The sequence below is a fragment of the Pseudomonas sp. TE3-3-F2023 genome (assembly GCF_036784815.1).
Classification (GTDB): Bacteria; Pseudomonadota; Gammaproteobacteria; order Pseudomonadales; family Pseudomonadaceae; genus Aquipseudomonas; species Aquipseudomonas pudica.
Window position 1 is genome coordinate 1,001,657 of the sequence record NZ_CP145113.1, and the last position, 23,664, is coordinate 1,025,320.

Consider the following 23,664-nt stretch of genomic DNA (forward strand, 5'->3'; position numbering starts at 1 on the left):
CTGAACGCGATGCGCCCCCATGCAAAGGATGGATACGTGAGCGAGACTGTCTTGTCCAATAACGATCAGCCGTCGGCACAGGCGCCGGCGGAACCCGTCACCGCTCCACCTGCCAAGCGCTCCGGCAGTGGTCTGGCAACGCTGGCCCTGCTGTTGGGCGCGGCCGGGGTAGCGGTAGGTGGCTGGGGTGTCTGGCAGGTACGTCAACTGCAAGGCAGCGAATTCAACCAAGGCCAGCACATCGAGGCGCTCAACCAGCGCGCCGAGGCGCTGCAGCAGCGTGAACAGCAGATCAGCGCGCAACTGGCCAGCCTGCCGGCGGCCAGCGAGCTGGAGGACCGCCGCCGCCTGGTGGCACAACTGCAAGGCGATCAGCAACGCCTCAGCCAGCGGTTGGAAACCATACTGGGCGAAAGCCGCAAGGAATGGCGCCTGGCCGAGGCCGAGCACCTGCTGCGCCTCGCCACCCTGCGCCTGTCGGCGCTGCAGGACATCACCAGTGCCAAGGCCTTGGTAGAGGGTGCCGACGAGATCCTGCGCGAGCAGAGTGATCCGGGTGCTTTCGCCGCCCGTGAGCAACTGGCGCGCAGCCTGGCCACGCTCAACAGCACCCAGCAACCGGACCGTACCGGCCTGTTCCTGAAACTGGCGGCTCAGCGCGAGCTGGTGCAGCAACTCAGCGCCCAGTCGCCGGAGTTCGACACCAATGCCGATGCCCTGGGCGCGCTAACCGCCGATGGTGATGGCGCCAGTCGCCTGTCCCAGTGGTGGGCCGAGATCTCCAAGTACTTCCAGATCGACTTCAACGCCGATGACAACGTGCGCCCGCTGCTGGCCGGGCAGCAACTGAACCAGCTGCGCCTGGCCCTGAGCCTGACCATCGAGCAGGCCCAGTGGGCAGCGCTCAATGGCGATAGCAAGGTCTACACCCAGGCGCTGGACGACGCTCGCAGCGTGCTGCTGGCCAACTTCAACGCTGACAACCCGCAAAGCAAGGCCATGCTTGACAGCCTCAATGCTCTGGCTGAGCAGCCGGTGTCGGTAGTAACCCCTGACCTCAGTGAAAGCCTGGCCGCAGTGCAGGCCTATATACAGCGCCGCCACCTGCCGGCCGAGGCTGAAGGGGGCAAGCCATGAAGCGTGTCTACCTGCTGGCCGTGCTGGCGATCGTGGTCGCCGCGGCGCTGGGTATCGCGGTCGCCAAGCACAGCGGCTACGTGCTGATCTCGTATGGCAGCTTCCGCTACCAGTCGGGGCTGTGGGCGGCATTGGCCGGCTTGCTGGCTGTGGTGCTGCTGCTGTGGCTGGTGCGCTATCTGGTCGGCCTGGTGCTGACCTCCAGCGGCGTGGTCAACCCGTGGTCCCGGCGTAATCGCAGCCGGCGCGTTCGTCTGGCCATCGAGCAGGGCCAACTGGACCTCGCCGAGGGCCGTTGGGCCAGTGCCCAGCGGCATCTGCATCGTGCCGCCGAGGCCGAGCGCCAGCCGTTGCTGTACTACCTCGGTGCCGCGCGTGCTGCCAACGAGCAAGGCCGAACCGAGGACAGCGACAACCTGCTTGAACGTGCCCTGGAGCGCCAGCCGCAAGCGGAACTGGCTATCGCCCTTACTCATGCACAGTTGCAGATGGACCGTGGCGAAAGCGACGGCGCCCTGGAAACCCTGCTGGCCATGCAGGAGCGCCACCCGCACAACGGTCAGGTGCTGCGCCTGCTGCAGCGCCTGTACCTGGAGCGCGGCGACTGGTCGGCACTGATTCGCCTGCTGCCCGACCTGCGCAAGGGCAAGGTGCTGCCTGCCGCCGAGCTGGCTGCCCTGGAGCAACGTGCCTGGGGCCAGAACCTGAGCCTGGCCACCACCCGTGGCGAGGACGCGCAAGGTGCCCGTCAGGCCCTGGAGCGCGCCTGGCAGCAGCTGACCGCAGCCCAGCGCCAGGAGCCACAGCTGGTGCTGGCCTATGCCGAGCAATTGCGCCAGGTGGGCGCCCAGAGCGAAGCCGAACAAGTGCTACGCACTGCCCTGAAGCGTGAATACGAAAGCCACTTGGCCCGCCTGTATGGCCTGGTGCGCGGCGATGACCCTGCGCGCCAGCTGCAAACTGCCGAAGGTTGGCTCAAGGCCCACCCGCAAGACGCCAGCCTGCTGCTTACCCTGGGCCGTCTGAGCCTGCAGAACCGCCTGTGGGGCAAAGCGCGCGACTACCTGGAAAGCAGCCTGCGCATGGAGCGCAACCCCGAGGCCTGTGCCGAGCTGGCGCGCCTGCTCGCCGGCCTTGGCGAAACAGAGCGCAGCAACCAGCTGTTCCAGGAGGGCCTCGGCCTGTTGGACGAGCGCCTGCTAGCCCTGCCTTTGCCCGAAGGCGTACGCGCCTGACCTACCCTGGGGCCCGCGCAAAGGTGCGGGCCCCGGGGGCGGGTAACTTTTCTTTCGATGTAAGTTAGATCTGCAGTCCATTTCTTCAGATATTTCCTACTTCATGATTGGAAATTTCCTTCGCGATTCAGCGACTTGTCGTTGCTGTCGCGCCTTGAAACAAAGCGCGTCTTTCCTCTACCGTTTCAAGCCACTTCATTATCCCGGGACCTTCACCGCCCATGTTGCCGGCCCGTTTACGCACCTTTTTCCTACCTGCCTGCCTTGCTGCATTGGCGGTACTGGCCGCGTCCTTTCACCTGGAAAACGTTCTGGGCCTGGTGCCCTGCCCGTTGTGTTTCAGCCAGCGGCTGCTGCTGGGCGTATACGCGCTGCTGTGCCTGGCGGCGGTGCTGCACGCACCGGGTACGGCGGGCATTCGCTGTTACGCGCGGGCAACGCTGGGGTGTTCCCTGGCTGGGGCGTTGCTGGCAGCGCGACATGTCTGGTTACAAGGGGATGACGGGGCCATCTCTGTCTGCCCTGTGCCGCTCGGGCGGCTGTTCGAGCAATCCTGGGGCGAGGCGGCTCGACAATTGTTGTTTGGTGGGCCGGATTGCAACTCGCTGACCTGGAGCTTTCTCGACCTGACCCTGCCCGAGTGGAGCCTGCTGGCCTTCCTGCTGCTGGCGGTACTGCCCTTGAGTTGCCTGCTGGCGTATCGTTTCCGCACACTGGCGAGAACATGACCTGGCGCAAAGTTGCACCATTGGCACGACCAATGGCCGTGTAACAGGGTATTAAACACTTGTATGAACTTTGTCCTCTGCGTACCTTGAAGGGCAGCACGCGCGGGAATAATCTCCCAGCACGCATACCGAAAACACAACTGCTCGATGCCGCCTGCTGATGTCACCTTTGTGCTGCACGGTCGTGGTGCGAGGTGCAGCGGCATCTACCCAGAAGGGAAGAGATCGCCATGCTCGATAGTTGTCAGAACGCTCAGGAACGCTGGGGTGGGGTTCACAAACTGATCGACCGCTGGCTGGAGGAGCGCCAGGAACTGGTGCAGGCTTTCCGCGCACTGCGCGATGCCAGGCCGGCCTTCGCCGACAAGGACACGAACGGGGAGTTTTGCGCGCTCCTTGTCGACTACGTTTCGGCGTGGCATTTCGAAGTCTGCGAGCAGCTGGTCAGTGAGGCCAAGGCCTTCGGCGACCAGAAGGCGCTGAAGCTGGCCGAAGAGATCAACCCACGGATCAACGACAGTACGCAGATCGCACTGGCCTTCAATGACCATTGCGCCAAGGGTGAGTGCAAGGACACCGAACGCTTTGCCGAAAAGCTGGGCAAGCTGGGTGGCCTGCTGCACGAGCGCTTCGAACTGGAAGACTGTCTGATCGAAGTGTTGCACAACGCGCACAAGGAAGAAGGCGCGGTCCAGGCCTGAGGGTTGGCGTCAGTCGCCAACCGCCAGCAGTTCGATCTCGAACACCAAGGGTGTATAGGGTTCTATAAGGTCGCCCGCGCCCTCGGCGCCATAAGCTTGCGCTGAGGGAATCACCAGGCGCCATTTGGCGCCGGTGCGCATCTTTGGCAAGGCCACCTGCCACCCATCGATTACCGAGTCCAGGCTGAACCACTGGGGCGTCTGGTTCTGGTCGAACACCGAACCGTCTGGCAGCCTGCCCACGTAGCGCACCTGCACCTTGCCACCGGCTTTGGGCTGCGCGCCCATACCTGCTTGCAGTTCGCTGTAGAGCACGCCCTCCGGTAGTTCATGTACGCCATGGCGACCACGCTCGTTGGCCATGAAGCGTGTTTCGGCAGCTTGAAGTTTCTGGATGGCGGCATCGCCTTCCTGCGCTTCCTGTTGCTGGAGCAAGGCATGCATGCGTGCCTTTTCGAGTTTCAGCGGTTGCCCACGGTAGGACTGGCGCAGGCCTTCTACCAGCGCATCCAGCTGCAGGCCCGGCATATCCTGGCGCAGCCGCTCACCCAGGCTGGCGCCGATGCTGTAGGCGAGGTCATGTTCTTCGCTGTCAGCCAGGGCGAGGGGTGCCAGCAGGCATAAACCTAAAACAAGATATCGAGGCATGGTCAGTTCCTGCGCCAATGAGCGGGGAAGTATGCCAGTGTTCGTTATTTGTATTTGCCTTTTACGCCCGCTGTAGGAGCGGCCTTGTGTCGCGAAAGGGCTGCGGAGCAGCCCCGGCGATATTTGCCCTGGCGCTGAAACCGGGGGCCGCTCCGCGCCCCATCGCGACACAAGGCCGCTCCTACAGGGGGGCAATACAGATAATTGCCAAATATCAGCAATGATTTATTCAGCAACTACACTTGCTCGGAGCTGCAAGATAACAACTTTGCCCAGGCATGCAACGCGGCGTAAACAATACTGTCAACATGCCCTAGCGGCGGTAGCAGCAGAAGCATAGTATGAGCCGCAATCTCGTCAGCCAGGAGGTAAACCATGTCGGCTAAAAAGAAGCCAGTAAGCACGCCGTTACACCTGCTCCAGCAACTTTCGGGCAGCTTGCTCGAACACTTGGAAGATGCCTGCTCGCAAGCGCTGGCTGATGCGGAAAAACTGCTGGCCAAGTTGGAAAAGCAGCGTGGCAAGGCCCAGGAAAAACTGCACAACGGTCGCCTGAAACTGCAAGACGCGGCCAAGGCAGGTAAAGCCAAGGCGCAGACCAAGGCGCAAAAAGCCATTGGCGAACTTGAAGAACTGCTCGACTCCCTCAAGGAACGTCAAACCCAGACCCGTTCTTATATCCAGCAACTCAAGCGCGATGCCCAGGACAGCCTCAAGCTGGCCCAAGGTGTAGGCAAGGTTCGCGAAGCTGCAGCCAAGGCGCTTGACCAGCGTGCTGCCAAGACCTCCAAACCGGCAGCCGCCAAACCCGTCACCAAGGCTGCTGCGGCCAAACCTGCAGCCAAGCCGGCCGCCAAGGCCACTGCTGCTGCCAAACCCGCGGCCAAGCCGGCCGCCAAGGCCACTGCTGGTGCCAAACCCGCGGCCAAGCCAGCCGCCAAGGCCACTGCTGCTGCCAAACCTGCGGCCAAGCCAGCCGCAAGGGCCACTGCTGCTGCCAAACTTGCGGCCAAGCCGGCTGCCAAGGCCACTGCTGCTGCCAAACCTGCAGCCAAGCCAGCCGCCAAGGCCACTGCTGCTGCCAAACCTGCGGCCAAGCCAGCCGCCAAGGGCACTGCTGCTGCCAAACCTGCGGCCAAGCCGGCTGCCAAGGCCACTGCTGCTGCCAAACCTGCGGCCAAGCCGGCTGCCAAGGCCACTGCTGCTGCCAAACCTGCGGCCAAAGCCACCGCAGCCGCTAAACCTGCAGCCAAGCCAGCGGCAGCCAAAACGCCAGCCAAAGCCGCTACTGCCAAGCCGGCCGCGAAACCAGCTGCCGCCAAGGCCCCAGCACGTACGGCCGCCAAACCCGCCGCCAAGCCAGCAGCTGCCAAGCCTGTTGCCAGCAAGCCAGCCGAAGCCAAACCGGCTACGCCAGCCGCCAGCACTCCGGCCGCCGCGACCAACTCGGCCACCCCGGCAGCTTCGGTAGCGCCATCGGCACCTGCCAGCACCCCGGCTCAGGCACCGTCTTCGGCGTCCTGAAGCGCTGCCGCCGCGACGCGCAACCAAACCAGCGCGTCGTGGTGGCGGGCCTGGGCCGGCGCCAGCCGGTCCAGCCAGTTTTCCATGGGCTCATGGGCGCCCACCGGCCACTGTCGCGAACGCTCCTGCAAGCGTTCCAGCAAGGCTTTCTCGGCCTGTAACTCCAACCCTTTCACCTGCTCACGCAACGTCGCCAGCTGCGCATCACTTTGCGCCGCTGCTCGCCACTGTTGGCGCAAGCTACGTAACGGGTTGACCACTTCGCGCTGCCAGGGCTCGGTAACCTCGCGCAATGCCTGCACGCGTTCGTCCCGCACGGCCACGCCACGCGCCTGCAACCAGGTTGCGCACAGCAGCAGACAGACATCGCCACCCAGCGCCTGCAGTTCTAGGCAGGCGGCTTCTACGCCGGGCCTGGCGTACAGGGCCAGGGCGTGATTCCACAGGTCGGTGTGCATGGTTCCACTCGCGCTATGGGCCGAGGAAGCTGGTAGACTCCGCGACCATCATGATCAGACTATCCAACCTCACTTTACAGCGTGGTCCGCAGCGCTTGCTAGAAGGCGCCGAGATGACCCTGCACACCGGTCACAAGGCCGGCCTGATCGGCGCCAACGGCGCCGGGAAATCCAGCCTGTTCGCCTTGCTGCGCGGTGAGCTGTCGCCCGATGCCGGCGACTGCCAGCTGCCCGGTGACTGGCGCATCGCCCACATGCGCCAGGAGGTCGATACCCTCGACCGCCTGGCCGTGGACTATGTGCTCGACGGTGATGTGCGCCTGCGCAAGGTCCAGTCCGAGCTGGCCGCGGCCGAGCAGGCCCATGATGGTACCGCCCTGGCACGCCTGCACATTGAGCTGGATAGCGCCGACGGTTATACCGCCGACGCCCGCGCCCGCAAGTTGCTGGCCGGCCTTGGTTTCACCAACGAACAGATGGACCGCCGCGTCGGCGACTTCTCCGGTGGCTGGCGGATGCGCCTGAACCTGGCCCAGGCCCTGATGTGCCCGTCCGACCTGCTGCTGCTCGACGAGCCCACCAACCACCTGGACCTGGACGCTATCCTGTGGCTGGAGGACTGGCTCAAGGGCTACCCCGGCACGTTGTTGCTGATCTCCCACGACCGCGACTTCCTCGATGCCGTGGTCGACCATGTGCTCCATGTCGAGCAGCGCAAGCTCAACCTGTACAAAGGCGGCTACACCGCCTTCGAGCGCACCCGGGCCGAGCGCCTGGCGCAACAGCAGCAGGCCTACGAGAAGCAGCAGGCCCAGCGTGCGCACATGGAAAAGTACATTGCCCGCTTCAAGGCCCAGGCCACCAAGGCCCGCCAGGCACAGAGCCGGATCAAGGCCCTGGAGCGCATGGAAGAACTGTCGGCGGCGCATGTCGATTCGCCGTTCGACTTCGTTTTCCGCGAGTCGCAGAAAATCTCCAGCCCGCTGCTCAGCCTGTCCGAAGGCCGCCTGGGCTACGGTAACAAGGCGATCCTCGACAAGGTCAAGCTGCAGCTCACCCCCGGTGCGCGCATTGGCCTGCTCGGCCCCAACGGCGCTGGCAAGTCGACCCTGATCAAGAACCTCGCTGGCGAGCTCGAGCCATTGTCGGGCCGCCTGGTGCGGGGTGAGAACCTGGCCGTGGGCTACTTCGCCCAGCACCAGCTGGATTCGCTGGATGACAAGGCCAGCCCGCTGTTGCACCTGCAGCGCATTGCCCCCACCGAGCGTGAGCAGACCCTGCGCGACTTCCTGGGCGGTTTCGACTTTCATGGCGACCGCGTCGACGAGCCGGTGGTGAACTTCTCCGGTGGTGAGAAGGCTCGCCTGGCGCTGGCCTTGATCGCCTGGGAGCGCCCGAACCTGCTGCTGCTCGACGAACCGACCAACCACCTCGACCTGGAAATGCGCCTGGCGCTGACCATGGCCCTGCAGGAGTTTGCCGGTGCCGTGGTGGTGGTATCGCACGACCGTCACCTGCTCAAGAGCACTACCGACGACTTCCTGTTGGTGGCTGACGGCAAGGTCGACATCTTCGATGGTGACCTGGACGACTACAGCCGCTGGCTGGTCGAGTACCGCCAGCGCAGCGCGCCGGCCAGTACAGCCCCGGTCAACCCGGACAAGACCGACAAGAAAGCCCAGCGCCAGGCTGCCGCGGCCTTGCGCCAGCAACTGGCCCCGCACAAGAAGGCCGCCGACAAGCTTGAAGCCGAGCTTAACCAGGTGCATGCGCAACTGGCCGAGATCGAGACCGCATTGGGTGATGGTGGCCTCTACGACGCGTCGCGAAAGGATGAGTTGCGTGACCTGCTGGCGCGCCAGACCAAGCTGAAGCAGCGCGAAGGTGAACTGGAAGAGGCCTGGATGGAAGCGCTGGAAACCCTCGAAAGCATGCAGGCCGAGCTTGAGGCGCTGTCCTGATGGAGGAACTGCGTTCGCTGCTGCCAGGGCAATGGATGGACACTTTCTGGTTGGGCTTGCAGATCCTGTTGATCCTGGTAGCGGCCTTCGTCCTGCAGCGCATCGTTGCACGCGGTCTGAGTCGCCTGAGCCAGCGTTACCCGTTGCCGCCGGAGCTGCTGGTACCGGTGCGTGGCGGCCTGCGCTGGCTGATCATGGGCAGCGCGTTGCTGTTCGTGCTGGAGCGCCTGGGTGTGTCGGCGACTGTGCTGTGGACAGCACTGTCCGGCTTCGTCGCGGTGGCGGCGGTGGCCTTCTTCGCCATGTGGAGCGTGCTGTCCAACCTGCTGTGCGCCGTGCTGATCTTCACCGTAGGGCCGTTTCGTATCGGTGACGTGGTCGAACTGGTCGACACCCTGGACAAGCCGGGCGTCAAGGGCCGGGTGATTGCCATCAACCTGCTGTTCACGACCCTGATGGAAATGCCCGAGGCGGGCGGGGCGCTGGTGCAGGTGCCCAATAGCCAGTTCTTCCAGAAGTCGGTACGGCGCTGGCGCGGGGCTGAGGTGCAGTCCATGCACAAAGAGTCGCCTGTCGAGGTTGACTGAATTTGCAACGGCCTCTTCGCGGGTACAGGCAGAACAAAACCTGCAAAATTTACTGGTTATTTTTTCACCAACACCTTAGCTTAACGTTTTGCAACATATGTTCGAGCGAGGTGTGTGATGTCGATGGAAGTGTGGTTGGGCTTCTTTGCCGCCTGTTGGGTGATCAGCCTTTCACCCGGTGCCGGGGCGATTGCCTCGATGTCCAGCGGCCTGCAATACGGCTTCTGGCGTGGTTACTGGAACGCCCTGGGCCTGCAACTGGGCCTGATCGTGCAGATCGCCATCATTGCCGCCGGCGTCGGCGCCATCCTGGCCGCCTCGGCCACGGCCTTCCAGATCATCAAATGGTTCGGCGTCGCCTATCTTGTCTACCTGGCCTACAAGCAATGGCGAGCCTTGCCGATGGACATGAGTGATGAATCCGCCGTGCGCCCGATCGGTAAACCGCTGAGCCTGGTGTTCCGTGGCTTCCTGGTCAACGTCAGCAACCCCAAGGCACTGGTGTTCATGCTGGCGGTGCTGCCGCAGTTCATCAACCCGCATGAACCGCTGCTGCCGCAGTATGTGGCGATCACCGTGACCATGGTCACCGTGGATATGCTGGTGATGGCGGGATATACCGGGTTGGCTGCGCGGGTGTTGCGCTTGCTGCGTACGCCCAAGCAGCAGAAGCGTTTGAACCGGACGTTCGCCGGGTTGTTCATTGGTGCCGCCACCTTCCTGGCGACCCTGCGCCGCGCGCCTGTCTGATAGGCCCGAGGTCTGCTTTGCAGCCCATCGCGATACAAGGCCGCTCCTGCAGGGATTGCGTAGCGGCCTGCCCTATTTCTGCTTGTCCACCAACCCCTTGAGCAAATCCACCGGCAGCGGAAAGACGATAGTCGAGCTCTTGTCCCCGGCAATCGTCCCCAACGTCTGCATGTAACGCAACTGCATCGCTCCCGGCTCCTTGCTCAGCATCTGCGCTGCCTGCATAAGCTTCTCCGACGCCTGTAACTCACCCTCGGCATGGATCACCTTGGCTCGCCGTTCACGCTCAGCCTCGGCCTGGCGGGCGATGGCACGCACCATCGATTCGTTGAGGTCGACGTGCTTGATCTCGACGTTGGCCACCTTGATACCCCAGGCATCGGTCTGTGCATCCAGCACCTGGCGAATGTCCGAGTTCAGCTGCTCGCGTTCGGCCAACAGTTCATCCAGTTCGTGCTTGCCGAGCACCGCGCGCAGTGTGGTCTGGGCCAGCTGGCTGGTCGCCACGAGGAAATCCTCGACCTGGATGATCGCCTTCTGCGGGTCGAGCACGCGAAAGTACAGCACGGCGTTGACCTTGACCGAGACGTTGTCGCGGGTGATCACATCCTGCGGTGGTACATCCAGCACCACGGTGCGCAGGTCGACCCGCACCATTTGCTGGATCACCGGGATCAACAGGATCAGCCCCGGTCCCTTCACCTGCCAGAAGCGCCCCAGTTGGAACACCACGCCGCGCTCGTATTCACGCAGGATGCGGAACGCCGACAGCAACAGCATCATCAGCACGATCAGCACCGCGCCGAAGCCCAATTGCATGAACATGGTCATTCTCCTTGCGCCGCGGGCGCGGCGGCGCTCACTTCCAGCATGACGCCATGGCGCGCGGTCACCCGCACGTTCTGGCCCGCTTGCAGTGGCGTTGCACACTGCGCCTGCCATTGCTCGCCCTGGGCCAGTACAAAGCCACAGAACGGGTTACCCGCCATCACTTGGGTGACGGTGACCAGGCTCCCGACCAGGCCGGCGTCACCGCTGACCAGCGCCCGTCGGCGGGCCTTGAGAGCCATGCTCAGCACACCACCGATCAGCAGCGCCGATAGCACCGCCAGTGTGCCGATCAGGGCCAGCGGGATGCCGAAACCAGGCGCATCAGTGTCGATGAGGATCAGCGCACCGACCACAAAGGCGACGATGCCGCCAAAGCCGACCACGCCGAAACTGGGCAGGAAGGCTTCGGCGATCATGAAGGCGATACCGAGCAATATCAGCGCCACCCCGGCGAAGCTCACCGGCAGTAGTTGCAGGGCATACAGCGCCAGCAGCAGGCAGATGCCGCCGACCACGCCGCCCACCGTAGAGCCGGGGTTCATGAATTCGAACAGCAGGCCGTACACGCCGATCATGATCAGGATCAGCGCCACGCTGGGGTTGGTGATGACCGCCAGTACCCGTGTGCGCCAGTCCGGTAGATGTTCGACCAGGCTGGCGCCGGCCGTCTGCAGTTGCAAGGGCTGGCCAGCGACAGTGAGATTCTTGCCATCGAGTTTGCGTAGCAGGTCGGGCAGGTCATCGGCCACCAGGTCGATAACGTCGAGCCGCAATGCCTCGCTGGCGGAGAGGCTGACCGCCTCGCGCACGGCCTTCTCCGCCCAGTCGGCATTTCGTCCACGCAGCTGCGCGAGGCCACGAATGTAGGCCGCCGCATCGTTGACCTGCTTGCGCGCGAGGGTTTGGTCACCACTGCCTTTGGCCTTGTCGTCCTTGGGGGTGCCTGGTGGGGCGCCAATCTGCACGGGCGTGGCGGCACCTAGGTTGGTACCGGGCGCCATGGCCGCGACATGGCTGGCATAGAGAATATAAGTACCGGCGCTGGCGGCGCGGGCCCCACTGGGGGCGACGAAAGTTGCGACTGGCACGGGGCTGGCGAGAATCGCCTTGATCATCTGGCGCATGGCGCTGTCGAGGCCGCCTGGAGTGTCCATGCGGACTACCACCAGCTGCGCGCCCTGCGCTTTGGCCTGGTCGAGGCTGCGCACCAGGTAGTCAGCGCTCGCCGGGCCGATGGCGTCATCGATGCCCAGCACCCAGACTGAGCCGGGCGCTCCCTGACCACCTGGCGTGATACCAAGCAGCAACAGCAGCAACAGCCAGCGCCAGCAGCGGGTGATCACCTGTCGTCACCTCGTTTGCCTCTATTGCACAAGTTTAGCCCTGCCTGCTGGTACCCGGCCTAAAATTGGAAATTGGGGGGCGAAACCGGAGGTGCATCATGCGTATGGCAAAGACCCTGCAGGATCGCCTGGACAAGGCCAACTGCGATTACGACATCATTCCCCATCCCCATTCAGCCACCAGCCTGGAGTCGGCCCGTACGGCCGGCGTACCCGCCGAGCGGGTCGCCAAGTCGGTGATGCTCGATGACCGTCATGGCAACTACATCATGGCCGTGCTACCGGCCAACCGGCATCTGGACATGACCAAGGTGCGCATGTCCGGGGCCTGGCAACTGACCCGTGAAAGCGGCCTGCCGAGCCTGTTCGGTGACTGCGAGCGCGGTGCCGTGCCGGCGCTCGGCGATGCCTACCAGATAAAGATGCTGCTTGATTCGAGTCTTACCCGCCAAGGCGATGTCTATCTGGAGGCAGGTGATCATGATCATCTGATTCACATGAGCATGGAGCAATATCTGAAGCTGGTGCCGCGCGCCGAAGTGCGTGAGCTCAGCTGATGCTCTCAACCCATGCCGGGCCGGCATCGTCGACGACCGGTCTGGCGACGAGGAGGAACCATGGAAAAGCCGATTCATCCTTTGTCCGAGATTTTCAAACAGCTGGGGCTGTCTGACGATCCGGTCGAAATCGACCGTTTCATCAGCACCCATTCGCCGCTCGACGATGATGTAAAGCTGGTTGATGCACCTTTCTGGAACGATTCCCAGCGCGCTTTCCTGAAAGAGAAGTACATCGCTGATGACGACTGGATTCCGATGATCGACCAACTGAACGAGGCGCTGCACCTGCGTAAAAAATAAAGCGCCGAGTGGTGCCTGACGAGTGATTGGCCGTTGCTATGCTCAGGAAAACAACAAGGGGATAGCGCGATGAAAGATCCCTACGCACCAGGTTTCTGGTGCTCCGTGACGATCCTGGGCACCTTGACGGCCAGTTATTTCTACGGCATCAGGCAAACGCAACAGATGAACCAGGCAGTGCACTTCCTGTACGCCGCTGCCGCTGTCACTGTGGCGGTTGCACTGGTCGCGCTGGCCTGGATCGCCTGGCAGCAACTGCACCTGAACAAGCGCGAGGTGGTGCAGGGGCGAACATTGCTGACCATCTGGAACACCAAGGTCGCGCTGCGCCGCGTCGAGACGGTGTTCGACCGCTACTTCTGGGGCAGCTACTGGCATTCGGGGCGCACCTTCGAAGAGGTCATGGGCGAGCTCAAGGGCACCCCGCTGGAGCAGAGCCTGGATGCCCTGAAACGCCAGTGCCGCTTGCTCGACCGCGAAGTTCACGACCACCATCACCACTGGCTGGCCAATGCCCGTGACCTGTCCAGCGTGGCCCAGGCCATGGCCCGTGAACGCTACCAATTGGATTTGGGCGAGCCAACCCGCAGCGGCCATGGCAACACCGCCGTACTCAACCGGGACCTGGAAGTGCTGGTGTACACCTGGTCGGCGCGCCTGCGCAGCTTCGACCATCAGCTGGACGAACTGGAGCGCGCCTACCATTGAGGTGCTTCATTCACCGCGGATGTATTGCTCCAGTTTCAGAATCAGGTTTGCTTGTTCAGCGATGGTTTCCTTTACCAGGTCACCGATCGACAGCAGGCCCAGCAGCTCGCCATTGCTGACCACCGGCAGGTGGCGCAGGTGGCGGTTGGTCATCAGGTTCATGCAGTACTCGAGGTTCTGCTTCGGTTCCACGGTGACCACCGGAGCACTCATGATCTCGCGCACGGGGGTAGCGGCAGACGAGCGGCCTTTGAGCACCAGCTTTCGCGCATAGTCCCGTTCACTGACGATACCCACCACCTGGTTGGCCTCGACCACCGGTAGCGCACCGACGTTTTTCTCCGCCAGCAGCTTCAGGGCGTCGAGTACCGAGTCATCCGGGCCGATGGTGTATACGGTCTGGTGCTGGGACTTGGTCTTGAGGATTTGTTCGACGGTCTTCATACGGGCCTCTGCTGGGGAAAAAGCGATGTCTCGGAGTAAATAAAGCATCCGGTACGGCGCTCTGCACGGCAATGCAGGAAACGGCATCGAGTCGATTGAAAAACGTCATTGGTGATCGCCTGTACCGGCCTCTTCGCGGGCATGCCCGCTCCCACAGGTATCGCACCTACTTCGATCGTTGCGTAATTCCTGCGGGAGCGGGCGTGCCCGCGAAGAGGCCGGTAACAGTCAATCAGAGCTTCGGCATCTGCCCGATCCGCGCCACCATCTCGCTCACCACCTGCAAGTCCAGCATGAACTGTTCCACGGTCTTGAACTCGTTGTCGTTGTGCCCGGTGTACTTCACATCCGGCATGGCCAGGCCGAACTGCACGCCGTTAGGCAGGTCATGTACCGAGGTGGCGCCCGCCGAGGTACCAAACTCGTGCTTCATGCCCAGGTTCTCGGTAGCCACGTCAAGCAAGGCCTTGACCCATTCGCCCTCGGGGTTGCGGTACATCGGCTCGTCCAGGCTGTAGTCGAAGGCCACCGAGGTATGGCTCTGCCGGGTCCATTTGCCCAGTTTGTCAGCCAGCTCGTCCTTGATCGTGGCAATTGGCTTGCCTTTCGGAATGCGCAGGTTCACCGCCAGTTTCAGGCCTTTTTCATCCACCCCGACAAAGGTCAGCGAGGCGGTAAGCGGGCCCATGAACGAATCCTTGAAGGCCACGCCGAGCTTGTTGCCCAGGTAGTCCAGGCCCCAGTTGTCGTCGGCATAGCGGGCGGCATCGGTGAAGTGGTTGTGCTTGAGTGGTACATCCTTGCCCAGGCCGTTGATGAAACCAAGCATGCGCGCCACCGGGTTGACCCCGGACTCCGGCTCCGAAGAGTGGGCGGAAACGCCGGTCACGGTGAGCAATACCTGCTTGCCATCGGCCTTGGCAGCGATGCTGAAGTCGCCGCCATTGCGCTTCACGTAATCGGCGCCGGCTTTTTCCAGCTGGCTGGCCAGCTTCGCCGGGTTGTCGGTGACCAGGGTCGCGACCGAGGTGGTCGGGATCTGGTTGGTGGCCAGGCCGCCGGTCAGGTTGACGATCTCGGCACCCTTGCCACTGGCCTGGCGCTTGCTGAAGCTGGCCATGATCGTGCCGTAGCCTTTCTCGGCGATGACCACCGGGTAGCCGCCATCGAGGGCCAGGTTGTAGTCGGGCGTGGGGTTGCGCTCGAAGTAGTAGGGGATGGCATCACCGCTGGTTTCTTCAGTGGTGTCTATCAGCAGCTTGAACTGGCGGGCCAGCGGCAGGTTTTCGTCCTTGGCCACTTTCAGCGCGTACATCGCAACGACAATGCCGTTCTTGTCGTCTTCGGTGCCGCGGCCGTACATGCGGTCACCGACCAGGGTGACCTTGAACGGGTCCAGGCGCGTGCCATCGGCCAGCTTCCAGTTGTCCGGGTTGACCGGCACCACGTCGGCGTGGGCATGGATGCCGACCACTTCCTTGCCGCTGCCCAGCGAAATCTCGTATACCCGATTGTCGATGTTGCGGAATGCCAGGCCGAAGCTCTCGGCAAGGGCCTTGATCTTGTCAGCGATCCTGAGGAATTCGGGGTTTTCGTGCTGAGGTGTGCCTTCGACGTTGAAGGTGGGGATGGCCACCAGTTCACGCAGGGTTTCGCTGGCGGCCTTGCCGTACTTGATGCGGGTGTACAGGCCGAGCAGGCGGTTGATTTCGTTCTGCTGCTCGGCGGCCAGTGGCTTGCCGGCCAGGTAGGCATCGAGCGTTGCCTCGAGGTTGTCGGCCTTGGCCAGGTCGCTGCCTTTGAGCTTGCCGAGGAACTGCTTGAAGTCGCTTGGGTCGCTGCCGTCGAAGGCTTTGACGATGGCCGCGGACTGCTGCTGGGTAAGGTTGGCCTGTGCCGGTTGGGTGAACAGGCCGATGCTGGCCAGCAGCAGGGTGGTGGCGGTAAGTTTTTTCAGGTGCATGGTTGTGCGCATTCCTTCGCCAATCATTGTTGTGGGTTACCCGTTGGGAAACGGGAAGACGCCCACGCTAACACCAATGACCCATGGCACGGGAGTGCCAGAAACGCGACATGTCGCACAAACGAAAAAGCCCCGGGCGAGTTGCCGGGGCCTTTCTGTGCTTTTGTCCCGTCCTGAGCAGGGTTCTTACCTGCAGCCCGGGGCGTAGCGCAGCGCGCGGGATTCGCGTGTAACCTGTGCCTGCGCTTTTTCACCAGTGACCCCGTGAGTATGGAAGCAGACAACAACACCAAGTCCCACTACACCTACCAGGCCGTGTACCGGTACCTGCTCGATTGGATCGAGGCCTCACCGTCGGACGTTGAACAGCGCCTGCCGTCGTTGCGTCAGCTGGCCCAGCGCCTGAACGTGTCGGTGTCCTCCACCAAGTACGCCTATTCGCTGCTCGAAGACGAGGGCCGGGTGTACGCAAGGCCCAGGCACGGTTATTTCACCCGAGCCAGCAAGACGCCGCTGCACGGCGAATGTTCACCCAGCCTGCTCGATACGGTGTTCTCCAGCGCCCGCCAGCCCGGCATGCTGGCCCTGAGCAGCGACGCGCCGGCCATGCTGCTGTCGCTGGAGAAACCGCTGCTGATGATCGAGCGTGAACTGGCGCGCCAGTACCCCCGCTCCCATGCGCCGCTGTACCAGCCGTTCGGCGAGCCGGAGCTGCGCGGTGTGCTGGCCGACCGCTATACTCGCTCGCCCCAGCGCTACTGGCATGCCGAGCATGTGTTCATCGGCTCGGACCTGCGCAGCATCCTCGAGCTGTCGCTGCGCGCCCTGGGTCTGGAAGGCCAGGTGGCGCTGGTCGAGTCGCCTTGTTCCTGGGCGGTGCTGCGGCAGTTGCTGGCTGCGCGCATGACCATCGTCGAGGTGCCTTTGCGCGCCGACGGCCGTTTCGACCTGGAGCAGTTCCGTGAGTTGCTGCATGCCCAGCCCGTGCGCCTGGCGGTGCTGTCGTCGGCCACCAATGTGCCCCAGGGCGGGTTGATGCCAGCCACGGACAAGCGGCAGATCTCCCGCTGGCTGGCCGAGCGGGATGTGTGGCTGTTCGAGAACGATGGCTACGGTGAGTTCTGCTTTGAGGCCTCGCCGGCCCGCTATCGTGACTTCGCCGACCCCAACCGCTTGCTGGTGTTTTCCACGCTCGACAAAGTCATTGGATCCGAGGCGCCCTATGGATACCTGCTGTGTCGGCGCCAAACCGAGCAGTTGCAGCAGCTGTTTCTGGAACGTGCCTTTCGCCTGTCGCCGATACGCCAGAAGGCCATCGCCAAGATGTACACCTCGCGCCGGGTTGACCAGCACTTGCAGTTGCTGCGCGCCATGCTGCGCGAACGCATGCAGCACATGCAGGGCCTGCTGGAGCTCCACGGCCAGGGTTACCTGCGCTGGGCCGCGCCCCAGGGCGGGGCCAGCCTGTGGCTGGAAGCGACCCGGCCGGTGGAAATGCGCCGGGTATTCCAGCGCCTGCTGAGCCAGCGCATCGTCATCGCGCCCGGGGAAATCTTCAGTCAGCGAGGCCTGTGGCGTAGCCATCTGCGCTTGTGCTACACGCTAGACTGGAGCAAGGACATTCCCCAGGCGCTGCAGCGCCTGGTCAAGGCGATCCAGGACGAGGCTCAGACGCCGTAGCAGTGCTCAAGCGTCGGGAAGGTGCCGTCACGCACCTCGTCTGCGAAGTGTGTGCACGCCTTGCGAATCACACCGGCGACGTCGGCATACTGCTTGACGAAGCGTGGCACATGCTCACCCCCCAGGCCCAGCAGGTCCTCGGTAACCAGCACCTGGCCGTCGCAGGCCGGGGAGGCGCCGATACCGATGGTTGGCTTGTCGCTGGCCTCGGTTATGGCCCGGGCCACCGGCTCGGCGACGCCTTCGAGCAGCAGCGCGAAGGCGCCCGCCCGCAGGTTGGCGCGTGCATCGGCCATCAGTGCCGCGCCGCTTTCCGAGCTCATGCCCTGGGCCTTGTAGCCGCCCATGACGTTGACGAACTGCGGCATCAGGCCGATGTGCGCCATCACCGGCACACCGCGCTCGACCAGAAATTCAACGGTGCCGGCCAGCACCTGGTTGACTTCCAGTTTCACCCCGGCGCAGCCGGTACGGGCAAGCACCTCGGCGCAGTTGCGAAACGCCTGCTCGGGGCTCTCCTGGTAGCTGCCGAACGGCATGTCGGCGATCACGCAGGCCAGGCGCGTGCTGTCGACCACCGCGCGGGTATGGGCGATGGTCTCGTCCAGGCGCATGCCCAGAGTAGAACTGCGGCCGTAGCCGACCATTGCGGTGGAGTCACCGACCAGGATGAAGTCGACCAAGGGGTCGATTACCTGGGCAATCGCGCTGGAGTATGCCGTCAGCGAGACGATCTTCTGACGGCCTTTCATGGCCACCAGTTGCGGGACAGTCATTCGTCCGTTACGGATATGCGTGCTCATCAGTGTCTCCTCAGTGGTGAAACGGCCCCGGTAATCGGGGCTCCCGGTTACAGCAAGTCTTGCTCCCACGTCCGCCAGGCGAGTTGGTCCTGGCGGATGCGGTCAGGTTGCGGATGGACCATGAACACGGCCCCCGGCGAACTGTTGAGGTCGACGGTCGGCGCCAGGGCGCGGCCGTCGCTGAAACGCCAGCGGGCGCTGTGGTAAGAGGCCAGCTGGTCGAGGTGCGAGGTTACCCGGCCCAGGTCGAAGCTACCCTGGCCACGGGCGATCAGGTTGAGGGTGCAGGCCGCCTGCAGCTGACGATAGCGCCGTGAGCGCTGCAGCAAGCGCGTTGGGTTCAGGCAGGCCTCGACAGTCAGGCTGACCTGGTCGGCGCCAGTGGCTGCCTGCAGCGCGGGTGGGTTGGCCAGGCCGGACAGGCGCGCGCCGGTTTCCAGCAGGCGTGGCCCGTCGGCGGTGAGGATCACCTCGGTGTGCGCCGGACCTTCACCGATGGCCAGGGCATCGAGCACGCCCTCGACATAGCCGACCAGGGCCTCCAGGCACGGGTCGTCGGGGGCCAGCAGGTATTCGCTGTCGTAGATCTTTCGCCCATCCTCGCTCAGGGTCTTGGTGCAGCGCCAGGCATCGCTGAGCCAGTGCCGGCCTTGGTGGCTGACGGTGTTGATCACGTACTCGTCCCCTTCGAGGTACTCCTGCACCAGCACTTCATGGTTGTCGCACATCATCAGGTTGGTGCCGCCGAGGATGGCGTCGGCGGCATCGCGGAGCTGGCTGGCGTTGCGGCAGATGAACACCTGGTCGGAGCCGGCGCTGTCCAGGGGCTTGACCACCACCGGCCGCGCACCCTGGGCCTGAAACCAGGCGCAGGCCTGCTCGGCGCTGCCGGTGCGCAATTGCGCTGCCACCGGCAAACCTGCGGCGGCCACCTGTTCGGCCATCAGCGCCTTGTCGCGGCGCGCTGCCGACAGCGCCGGGTCGTTGCCCGGCAGGCCAAGGGTGGCGGCCAGGCGGTCGGCCAGCTCAACGCCGAACTCGCTGCCGGTCAGCACGGCTTCGGGGTGCTGGGCCGCCAGCACCTGACACAGTGGCTCGAAGCCGACCTCGTGCAGTTGGTAGCGCTGGGCGAACAGGGCCTGCGGGCAGCTGGCGGCGAAGGCGGCCGGCATGTCCCGTCGCGAGCTCACGTGCAGCAGCGGGCGGTGCTCGGCCAGGGCACGAGCGAGAAAGGCCCCGGTGGAGTAGGCGTCCACCAGTACCAGTGGGCGCTGGCCCGGTTCAATGCAAGGGTTGGTCATAACGGTTCACCATGTAGTGCAGCATCTGGAACAGTTGGTCGGCGCGCACGCCGCGTTCGGCGTTGCCTGCCGCGTGGCTACGCGCAAGCGGCAGGCCGCCCAGGGTGGCCCAGCGCAGCGCACCGTGGTCGTCGATCAGGGTGGTGGCGCGGCCGGCGTTGTCGGAGTGCAGGCAGTAGGGAATATCCAGCAAGCCTCGGGCGAAGGCCTGCAGCAGCGCAATGCCCAGGTCGGCGTGCAGGTCGAGCACGGCGTCGACCAGTTGCCTGGTTTCCATCAGGATTTCCTCGTAATAGCCCTGGTTGGCAGGATCGAGCGCCGCTGGCGCCTGCGCCGCGCTGCTGCTGGCCATGTCCAGCGCCTGAAGGTTGTCGCGCACCGAAGGAATCTGTCGGGCTTCGGCCACGGTCTTGACGATCAGCCGTTCGCAGCCGGTGGCCTGGGCCAGGCGGGCGCTGTCGACGATCAACCGGCGGGCACCATGTTCGGTGCAGGGGAACACGCCCATGTAGGTGTACACCACCACGTGCCAGTGGATATCGCCCAGGTAGTGCGCCGCCAACTGGCGCAAGGCGCGCAGCGCGCCTTGGTCCTGGGCCATGCAGGTGCCCTGGGCATAGCTCAGCGACACGCTGCGGATGCCGTACTGGCGAAAGAACATGGCTTCGAGCAGGCCGACCGCCAGCAGCATCGAGGGTGGGCACAACTGGCCCAGCAGGCAGCCGCCGAAGCTCTCGATATGGCCATGCGCGGTGCCCTCGGCCAGTGCACGGCAACTTTGTCCCCAGGCGTCCACCGCACGCAGAAGCGGCAAGCGGCTGTAGGGCATGCAGTAGGACACAGGGCCGCCTTCGGTGGCATCCAGGCCAACTGCGGCCATGCGCTTGAAGATGTTCTGCGGCTGGGCCGTCCCATGGCGTACCTGGATCGGAAAGTGCTCGCCGTAGAGGCCGTCGAGCATGCCGCGCAGGGCTTCCAGAGGGTGGCTGACGATGGGAAAGCCATTGAGCGGGCTGCCGTCGTTGAGGCAGCGCAGGGCGCTCTGGTAATCGCCGACACGGGTGTAGCTGTCGAGGGTGATGGTGCCCAGGGCGCCCGGCTGACGAGCCACGGCCTCCAGGCCAGCACGCATGCTGGAGATGTCGGCGAAACCCATGCGCGGCTGCACCACGAGCTGCCCGCGCTCCCGGGCGCGTTCGATGAAGCGCTGGAAGTGGCTGGTACTGGTGCTGGCCATGGTCAACGCCCCGACACCAGTTCGACCACCTGTTCACCGGTGATCGGATCGTGACGCACGATCCGGCCCTTGTGTGGGTCGCCGGCGCGCACTCGGGCGATCAGCGAGGCATCGCTGTCGAAATCGATGGGCGCGTGCCGGTAAAGGCTGCGCAAAGCCGCCAGCGGCAGGCCGCTGACCTCTCCGAGCCATTGACCGAGCATCTCGTCCTCGGCCTGGCCGTCAAGCAGCGCGTGCAGGTCTTCCAGGCGCCCGACCATCTGAGGATGACGCAGGCTCAGGTATAGCGCAAGGTCACGGCCATGGCTGACGAAGGGCGAGAACTGCATGCAGACAAGCTGCTCTTCGTCGAGGTCAAAAGCCGAGCGGGCGAAGCTGTCGGCCAGGGCGCGCCGGTTGGCCATGCCGGCGGCGCCGGCGTAGGGCGCCAGGGCCAGCTCGATAAGACGATCGGGCATTTCCTTCTTGCGCATCAAGGCCTGGGCCAGTTCCAGGTATTCGGCCAGGCCATCGTCGTAGCTGCGTCCCTGCACCTGCTCGGCCTTGAGCCCGCGCAGGTGCGCCATGAGCATCGGGTTGGCGCAGTCCGACTCGGTGAAGCTGAACGCCAGCTCTTCGAAACGGAAGCCGAGAAACTCGGTGATCAGCTCCCAGTGGTCGTCGACCCGGTAGCTCACCAGGTCGTAGATGCTGATGAACGCAGGTTCCCCGCCGGCATTGCCGGTACTGACCCGACGCTCGTCAAGTGCGGCGTCGAAGCCTTCGCCGAGCAGTTCGATGAAGTAGGCCTGGGCGATACCGTCCAGCGCCTGCAGCAGCCCGCGAAAGCCTTGGCGGCGGCAGGCCTCGACGTTCAGCCCCAGGCGTTCGGCCAGGCGCATGATCCAGGTAAAGTAGTGCTTCTGTTCCTTGCGCGAGTCGCCGGTGACCACCGCGTCGACGCCACCCTGCCACCAGGCGGCGCGGCCGAAGAAGTCGGCCACCGCAAGGTTGCAGCTGTTGCAAAAGGTCGGGCGACCGTCGCCGGCGGTGCGGTGGCCGTTCATCAGCACGTCGAAGCGGTTCATCGCCTTCACCTGGCTGGGGAAGGGCAGGTGGCGTTCGAACGGGCGGATCTGCCGGTGGTCGACCACCAGCATCTCGACCCGCGCGTCGCCGTACAGCGCCAGGGCATGGTAGACCCGGTCGATGTTGGCCATCACCGCGTCGGCCACCCCTGCATGACGCATGTTGGCGATGCGCAGGTGGAAGGTGCGACCATGGGTGATGGCCAGGTGCAGCTGGGTCGCGCGCAGCAGCGACACGGTATAGGAGCTGTCCTTGCCTCCGCCGTAGGCGACCATCAGGCGGTAGTCGGCCAGGCCTGCCAGACCTCCGGCGGCCTCGATCAGGCGTTCGCCGAACACGCGCACGGCGTTCTGGTCGTTGGCGCTCAGGTAAGGGGTCAGCCGGGCCAGCAGCGCGGCGTCGTCGTGTTTGGTACGTGCGGCGTGGTTCATGCTGGTTGCGTCTCCAGGCGGTAGTGTTCGATGACGTGTCGGATGTCTCGCTCGATGCCGGCCTGGTCGCTACCGGTGAAAATGAAACGTCCGCCCTGCAGCGCGTCGTAGCCGCCGCCGGCCTCCAGCACCTCGCCGGGCTGGGGCAGCAACTCGCGCCAAAGCGAAGCGACCTGGGTACGCTGCGACGGTGCCTCTAGCACTGTGCACGGCAGTTGCCGCGGCTTGGGGATGATCAGCCAGCCGCCGCTGGGGTCGCTGTCCTGGCCGGGCAGGGTGGCAGGCTCGCCGAGCAGGTTCTTCAGCCAGTGCTCATAGAGATTGACGCCGAACACCCGGTTGATCAGGTGTGGCACCTCGCTGCCGCCAACCCTCGCACCCACTTCCAGGAATACCAGGCGACCGTCCTCGCACACGAACAGCTCCAGGTGGAACGCGGTGTCGCGCAGCCCCAGCGCCTGCAGGCACTGGCGACTGAAGTCGGCGATGCGCGTACGCAACGGCGATGCCTGCAGCAACACCGAGCCCAACGGCTGGTGCCGGGCGAAGTCCAGGCAACTGTTGAGGTAGCGCGACACGGCCTGGAACGGCACCTGACCGGTTGCGTCGGTGTAGCCGTCGACGTGGTATACCTGGCCCTCGACGAAGGCCTCCACTTCGTGGCGCGCCAGGTCGACGCCGTCGAGCGCGGCCAACAGCTGGCGCTCGTCATCGACCCGCACCACGCCGATGCTGGCGGCGCCGTCCACCGGCTTGACGATCAGTGGGTAGCCGGTTGCGTTGGCGAAGTCCAGGGTGTGTTCCAGGTTATGGCAGCGGGTGAAGGCCGGCACGGCCAGGCCATGCTCTTGCAGTACGTGTTTCATCCGAGCCTTGTCGCGGTACACGCCCACTTCGTCCGGCCCATGGCCGGGAATGTTCAGTGCCTGGCGCACCTGGGCGGCGATTTCGAGGGTGAATTCGGACAAGGCGATCAGCAGGTCGACCGGGCCGACCCGTTCGATCACTTCAGTCACTGCGGCCAGCAACTGTGGGTACTGGTTCACGTCCTCGACCTGCACCATGTGGGCGATCTGCTCGCGCGGCGTCAGCACGCCGAGCGCGCCGGGGCCGTCGACCACATAACTGATGCGGTGGGCATGGTGATCGAAGAAGGCTTCGTAGCGGGTCAGTTCGTTGTCCCAGCGCTGGCCGTCGTGGAAGCGCGGCCAGCGGTTGACGATCACGATATGCATGGGTTCGTTCCTTGTTCGGGCAACAGAAGGG

23 protein-coding genes are annotated in these 23,664 nt (G+C 64.2%); 12 read left to right on the forward strand and 11 right to left on the reverse strand.

What is annotated here, in order from left to right:
* The first annotated feature begins 36 nt into the window (after positions 1–36).
* From V3314_RS04485 to V3314_RS04500, 4 genes are all read left to right on the forward strand, one after another.
* A complete protein-coding gene (locus tag V3314_RS04485) occupies positions 37–1,137 on the forward strand; it encodes a uroporphyrinogen-III C-methyltransferase (protein WP_046616428.1) in 1,101 nt (366 codons plus the stop codon).
* A complete protein-coding gene (locus tag V3314_RS04490) occupies positions 1,134–2,372 on the forward strand; it encodes a heme biosynthesis protein HemY (RefSeq protein ID WP_046616427.1) in 1,239 nt (412 codons plus the stop codon). Before V3314_RS04485 ends, V3314_RS04490 begins: the two co-directional genes overlap by 4 nt.
* Positions 2,373–2,593: 221 nt before the next feature.
* A complete protein-coding gene (locus V3314_RS04495) occupies positions 2,594–3,100 on the forward strand; it encodes a disulfide bond formation protein B (protein WP_135003044.1) in 507 nt (168 codons plus the stop codon).
* Positions 3,101–3,330: 230 nt separating this feature from the next.
* Entirely contained in the window at positions 3,331–3,801 is a 471-nt protein-coding gene (locus V3314_RS04500; RefSeq protein WP_046616425.1) for an Rsd/AlgQ family anti-sigma factor, read from the forward strand.
* A gap of 9 nt (positions 3,802–3,810) precedes the next feature.
* On the opposite strand, the gene V3314_RS04505 is transcribed toward V3314_RS04500, so the two are convergent.
* Entirely contained in the window at positions 3,811–4,449 is a 639-nt protein-coding gene (locus V3314_RS04505; RefSeq protein WP_338459956.1) for an FKBP-type peptidyl-prolyl cis-trans isomerase, read from the reverse strand.
* A gap of 375 nt (positions 4,450–4,824) precedes the next feature.
* Between V3314_RS04505 and V3314_RS04510 the strand changes: the two genes are divergently transcribed.
* On the forward strand, positions 4,825–5,973 hold the full coding sequence (locus tag V3314_RS04510; protein WP_338459957.1) for an AlgP family protein: 1,149 nt from the start codon (positions 4,825–4,827) through the stop codon (positions 5,971–5,973).
* On the opposite strand, the gene V3314_RS04515 is transcribed toward V3314_RS04510, so the two are convergent.
* Positions 5,949–6,431: a TIGR02444 family protein gene (locus tag V3314_RS04515; RefSeq protein ID WP_338459958.1), complete on the reverse strand. Its 483-nt coding sequence runs from the start codon at positions 6,429–6,431 to the stop codon at positions 5,949–5,951. The two genes, V3314_RS04510 and V3314_RS04515, sit on opposite strands and share 25 nt — an antisense overlap.
* A 50-nt stretch (positions 6,432–6,481) precedes the next feature.
* Here V3314_RS04515 and V3314_RS04520 point away from each other — a divergent pair, with 50 nt between their 5' ends.
* The 3 genes from V3314_RS04520 (at position 6,482) to V3314_RS04530 (ending at position 9,729) form a co-directional block, all read left to right on the forward strand.
* Positions 6,482–8,392, forward strand: coding sequence for an ATP-binding cassette domain-containing protein (locus V3314_RS04520; protein ID WP_085599896.1), 1,911 nt, complete (start codon positions 6,482–6,484; stop codon positions 8,390–8,392).
* Entirely contained in the window at positions 8,392–8,979 is a 588-nt protein-coding gene (locus tag V3314_RS04525; RefSeq protein ID WP_046616419.1) for a mechanosensitive ion channel family protein, read from the forward strand. Before V3314_RS04520 ends, V3314_RS04525 begins: the two co-directional genes overlap by 1 nt.
* A 117-nt stretch (positions 8,980–9,096) precedes the next feature.
* Positions 9,097–9,729 carry a LysE family transporter gene (locus V3314_RS04530; RefSeq protein ID WP_046616418.1) on the forward strand — a complete coding sequence of 211 codons (633 nt, stop codon included), beginning with the start codon at positions 9,097–9,099 and terminating at the stop codon, positions 9,727–9,729.
* A gap of 72 nt (positions 9,730–9,801) precedes the next feature.
* Here V3314_RS04530 and V3314_RS04535 read toward each other — a convergent pair whose 3' ends face one another.
* Both V3314_RS04535 and V3314_RS04540 read right to left on the reverse strand, forming a co-directional pair.
* On the reverse strand, positions 9,802–10,554 hold the full coding sequence (locus V3314_RS04535) for a slipin family protein (RefSeq protein ID WP_046616417.1): 753 nt from the start codon (positions 10,552–10,554) through the stop codon (positions 9,802–9,804).
* Positions 10,555–10,556: 2 nt separating this feature from the next.
* Entirely contained in the window at positions 10,557–11,903 is a 1,347-nt protein-coding gene (locus tag V3314_RS04540; protein WP_085599901.1) for a nodulation protein NfeD, read from the reverse strand.
* 98 nt (positions 11,904–12,001) lie between these two features.
* On the opposite strand from V3314_RS04540, the gene V3314_RS04545 reads away from it, so the two are divergent.
* The 3 genes from V3314_RS04545 (at position 12,002) to V3314_RS04555 (ending at position 13,471) form a co-directional block, all read left to right on the forward strand.
* The gene (locus V3314_RS04545) at positions 12,002–12,460 is read left to right on the forward strand and encodes a YbaK/EbsC family protein (RefSeq protein WP_003260230.1); all 459 of its coding nucleotides are present in this window, start codon (positions 12,002–12,004) and stop codon (positions 12,458–12,460) included.
* Positions 12,461–12,520: 60 nt separating this feature from the next.
* Positions 12,521–12,763: a DUF2789 domain-containing protein gene (locus V3314_RS04550; protein WP_085599905.1), complete on the forward strand. Its 243-nt coding sequence runs from the start codon at positions 12,521–12,523 to the stop codon at positions 12,761–12,763.
* Positions 12,764–12,832: 69 nt separating this feature from the next.
* The gene (locus V3314_RS04555) at positions 12,833–13,471 is read left to right on the forward strand and encodes a hypothetical protein (RefSeq protein WP_046616414.1); all 639 of its coding nucleotides are present in this window, start codon (positions 12,833–12,835) and stop codon (positions 13,469–13,471) included.
* A 6-nt stretch (positions 13,472–13,477) separates the two neighbouring features.
* Here the strand turns inward: V3314_RS04555 and V3314_RS04560 are convergent, their stop codons facing one another.
* Positions 13,478–13,915, reverse strand: coding sequence for a CBS domain-containing protein (locus V3314_RS04560; RefSeq protein WP_025337291.1), 438 nt, complete (start codon positions 13,913–13,915; stop codon positions 13,478–13,480).
* A 232-nt stretch (positions 13,916–14,147) separates the two neighbouring features.
* The gene (locus V3314_RS04565; protein WP_085599909.1) at positions 14,148–15,878 is read right to left on the reverse strand and encodes a dipeptidase; all 1,731 of its coding nucleotides are present in this window, start codon (positions 15,876–15,878) and stop codon (positions 14,148–14,150) included.
* A gap of 270 nt (positions 15,879–16,148) precedes the next feature.
* Here V3314_RS04565 and V3314_RS04570 point away from each other — a divergent pair, with 270 nt between their 5' ends.
* The gene (locus V3314_RS04570; protein ID WP_046616412.1) at positions 16,149–17,558 is read left to right on the forward strand and encodes a PLP-dependent aminotransferase family protein; all 1,410 of its coding nucleotides are present in this window, start codon (positions 16,149–16,151) and stop codon (positions 17,556–17,558) included.
* Here V3314_RS04570 and panB read toward each other — a convergent pair.
* The 5 genes from panB to V3314_RS04595 are packed head-to-tail and all read right to left on the reverse strand — an operon-like array spanning position 17,546 to position 23,633.
* Positions 17,546–18,361: a 3-methyl-2-oxobutanoate hydroxymethyltransferase gene (panB, locus tag V3314_RS04575; RefSeq protein ID WP_046616411.1), complete on the reverse strand. Its 816-nt coding sequence runs from the start codon at positions 18,359–18,361 to the stop codon at positions 17,546–17,548. The two genes, V3314_RS04570 and panB, sit on opposite strands and share 13 nt — an antisense overlap.
* A 47-nt stretch (positions 18,362–18,408) precedes the next feature.
* Positions 18,409–19,662 carry an ATP-grasp domain-containing protein gene (locus V3314_RS04580; protein WP_046616410.1) on the reverse strand — a complete coding sequence of 418 codons (1,254 nt, stop codon included), beginning with the start codon at positions 19,660–19,662 and terminating at the stop codon, positions 18,409–18,411.
* Positions 19,643–20,899, reverse strand: coding sequence for a methylaspartate mutase (locus V3314_RS04585; RefSeq protein ID WP_338459959.1), 1,257 nt, complete (start codon positions 20,897–20,899; stop codon positions 19,643–19,645). The genes V3314_RS04580 and V3314_RS04585 overlap by 20 nt, the downstream gene beginning before the upstream one ends.
* A gap of 2 nt (positions 20,900–20,901) precedes the next feature.
* Entirely contained in the window at positions 20,902–22,398 is a 1,497-nt protein-coding gene (locus V3314_RS04590; protein WP_338459960.1) for a hypothetical protein, read from the reverse strand.
* Entirely contained in the window at positions 22,395–23,633 is a 1,239-nt protein-coding gene (locus V3314_RS04595; RefSeq protein WP_046616407.1) for an ATP-grasp domain-containing protein, read from the reverse strand. Before V3314_RS04595 ends, V3314_RS04590 begins: the two co-directional genes overlap by 4 nt.
* Between the last annotated feature and the right edge of the window lie 31 nt (positions 23,634–23,664).

Excerpts from the sequence above, each read along its gene's own strand:
- V3314_RS04590 (WP_338459960.1), bottom strand. The coding sequence starts at position 22,398 with ATGAACCACGCCGCACGTACCAAACACGACGACGCCGCGCTGCTGGCC.
- V3314_RS04520 (WP_085599896.1), top strand. The coding sequence starts at position 6,482 with ATGATCAGACTATCCAACCTCACTTTACAGCGTGGTCCGCAGCGCTTG.
- V3314_RS04585 (WP_338459959.1), bottom strand. The coding sequence starts at position 20,899 with ATGGCCAGCACCAGTACCAGCCACTTCCAGCGCTTCATCGAACGCGCC.
- V3314_RS04560 (WP_025337291.1), bottom strand. The coding sequence starts at position 13,915 with ATGAAGACCGTCGAACAAATCCTCAAGACCAAGTCCCAGCACCAGACC.
- panB (WP_046616411.1), bottom strand. The coding sequence starts at position 18,361 with ATGAGCACGCATATCCGTAACGGACGAATGACTGTCCCGCAACTGGTG.
- V3314_RS04550 (WP_085599905.1), top strand. The coding sequence starts at position 12,521 with ATGGAAAAGCCGATTCATCCTTTGTCCGAGATTTTCAAACAGCTGGGG.
- V3314_RS04580 (WP_046616410.1), bottom strand. The coding sequence starts at position 19,662 with ATGACCAACCCTTGCATTGAACCGGGCCAGCGCCCACTGGTACTGGTG.
- V3314_RS04505 (WP_338459956.1), bottom strand. The coding sequence starts at position 4,449 with ATGCCTCGATATCTTGTTTTAGGTTTATGCCTGCTGGCACCCCTCGCC.
- V3314_RS04570 (WP_046616412.1), top strand. The coding sequence starts at position 16,149 with ATGGAAGCAGACAACAACACCAAGTCCCACTACACCTACCAGGCCGTG.
- V3314_RS04565 (WP_085599909.1), bottom strand. The coding sequence starts at position 15,878 with ATGCACCTGAAAAAACTTACCGCCACCACCCTGCTGCTGGCCAGCATC.
- V3314_RS04595 (WP_046616407.1), bottom strand. The coding sequence starts at position 23,633 with ATGCATATCGTGATCGTCAACCGCTGGCCGCGCTTCCACGACGGCCAG.
- V3314_RS04555 (WP_046616414.1), top strand. The coding sequence starts at position 12,833 with ATGAAAGATCCCTACGCACCAGGTTTCTGGTGCTCCGTGACGATCCTG.
- V3314_RS04500 (WP_046616425.1), top strand. The coding sequence starts at position 3,331 with ATGCTCGATAGTTGTCAGAACGCTCAGGAACGCTGGGGTGGGGTTCAC.
- V3314_RS04515 (WP_338459958.1), bottom strand. The coding sequence starts at position 6,431 with ATGCACACCGACCTGTGGAATCACGCCCTGGCCCTGTACGCCAGGCCC.
- V3314_RS04535 (WP_046616417.1), bottom strand. The coding sequence starts at position 10,554 with ATGTTCATGCAATTGGGCTTCGGCGCGGTGCTGATCGTGCTGATGATG.
- V3314_RS04495 (WP_135003044.1), top strand. The coding sequence starts at position 2,594 with ATGTTGCCGGCCCGTTTACGCACCTTTTTCCTACCTGCCTGCCTTGCT.
- V3314_RS04525 (WP_046616419.1), top strand. The coding sequence starts at position 8,392 with ATGGAGGAACTGCGTTCGCTGCTGCCAGGGCAATGGATGGACACTTTC.
- V3314_RS04510 (WP_338459957.1), top strand. The coding sequence starts at position 4,825 with ATGTCGGCTAAAAAGAAGCCAGTAAGCACGCCGTTACACCTGCTCCAG.
- V3314_RS04530 (WP_046616418.1), top strand. The coding sequence starts at position 9,097 with ATGTCGATGGAAGTGTGGTTGGGCTTCTTTGCCGCCTGTTGGGTGATC.
- V3314_RS04490 (WP_046616427.1), top strand. The coding sequence starts at position 1,134 with ATGAAGCGTGTCTACCTGCTGGCCGTGCTGGCGATCGTGGTCGCCGCG.
- V3314_RS04545 (WP_003260230.1), top strand. The coding sequence starts at position 12,002 with ATGCGTATGGCAAAGACCCTGCAGGATCGCCTGGACAAGGCCAACTGC.